The 1599-nt window shown below is 57.5% G+C and carries 1 rRNA gene (only partly in view); it reads left to right on the top strand.

Going from position 1 to position 1599, the window contains the following annotated elements:
* Positions 1 to 1548, top strand: a 23S ribosomal RNA gene (locus tag ABZT47_RS40210); it begins 1657 nt to the left of the window's first position.
* Positions 1549 to 1599: the final 51 nt, after the last annotated feature.

The following is a 1599-nucleotide window of genomic DNA, read 5'->3' as shown; positions in this document are numbered from 1 at the left end:
CTGTGGCTCTTCGGAGCTTGGGTGAGGCTGAACGCCTGGCCTGATCTGGTAGTAGGTAAGCGATGGGGTGACGCAGGAGGGTAGCCCATCCCAGGCGATGGTTGTTCCTGGGGTAAGCATGTAGGGAGTGGCATAGGTAAATCCGTGCCGCATATATCCTGAGATGTGATGCCGAGCCGATTGTGGTGAAGTGGGTGATCCCATGCTGCCGAGAAAAGCCTCTAGTGAGTGTGCCGGCGGCCCGTACCCTAAACCGACTCAGGTGGTCAGGTAGAGAATACCGAGGCGATCGGGTGAACTGTGGTTAAGGAACTCGGCAAATTGCCCCCGTAACTTCGGGAGAAGGGGGGCCTCTGCTGGTGATGGCACGTGCTGTCTGAGCTGGTGGGGGTCGCAGTGGCCAGGGGGAAGCGACTGTTTACTAAAAACACAGGTCCGTGCGAAGTCGTAAGACGATGTATACGGACTGACGCCTGCCCGGTGCCGGAACGTTAAGGGGACCGCTTAGTGGACGTGAGTCTGCGAAGGTGAGAACTTAAGCGCCGGTAAACGGCGGTGGTAACTATAACCATCCTAAGGTAGCGAAATTCCTTGTCGGGTAAGTTCCGACCTGCACGAATGGCGTAACGACTTCCCCGCTGTCTCAACCACAGACCCGGCGAAATTGCACTACGAGTAAAGATGCTCGTTACGCGCAGCAGGACGGAAAGACCCCGGGACCTTCACTACAGCTTGACATTGGTGTTTGGGACGGCTTGTGTAGGATAGGTGGGAGACGGTGAAGCTGGGACGCTAGTTCTGGTGGAGTCATTGGTGAAATACCACTCTGGTCGTTTTGGATGTCTAACCCGCGCCCGTGGATCCGGGTGGGGGACAGTGTCTGGTGGGTAGTTTAACTGGGGCGGTTGCCTCCTAAAGGGTAACGGAGGCGCCCAAAGGTTCCCTCAGCCTGGTTGGCAATCAGGTGACGAGTGTAAGTGCACAAGGGGGCTTGACTGTGAGACCGACAGGTCGAGCAGGAGCGAAAGCTGGGACTAGTGATCCGGCGGTGGCATGTGGAAGCGCCGTCGCTCAACGGCTAAAAGGTACCCCGGGGATAACAGGCTGATCTTCCCCAAGAGTCCATATCGACGGGATGGTTTGGCACCTCGATGTCGGCTCGTCGCATCCTGGGGCTGGAGTAGGTCCCAAGGGTTGGGCTGTTCGCCCATTAAAGCGGTACGCGAGCTGGGTTTAGAACGTCGCGAGACAGTTCGGTCCCTATCCGCTGCGCGCGCAGGAGACTTGAAAGGGGCTGTCCCTAGTACGAGAGGACCGGGACGGACGAACCTCTGGTGTGCCAGTTGTTCTGCCAAGAGCACGGCTGGTTGGCTACGTTCGGGAGGGATAACCGCTGAAAGCATCTAAGCGGGAAGCCCGCCTTGAGATGAGGTCTCCCACCCTGTGAAGGGGTAAGGCTCCCAGTAGACGACTGGGTTGATAGGCCGGAGGTGGAAGCATCGTAAGGTGTGGAGCTGACCGGTACTAATAGGCCGAGGACTTGATCACAAAGCTTCTTGCTCGCGTCCATTATGCAACTCAGAGACAACAAACCCCTGC

Origin of the sequence: Sphaerisporangium sp. NPDC005289, assembly GCF_040607455.1 — a bacterium.
GTDB lineage: Bacteria > Actinomycetota > Actinomycetes > Streptosporangiales > Streptosporangiaceae > Sphaerisporangium > Sphaerisporangium rhizosphaerae.
This window is presented reverse-complemented; position numbering and strand designations above follow the sequence as displayed.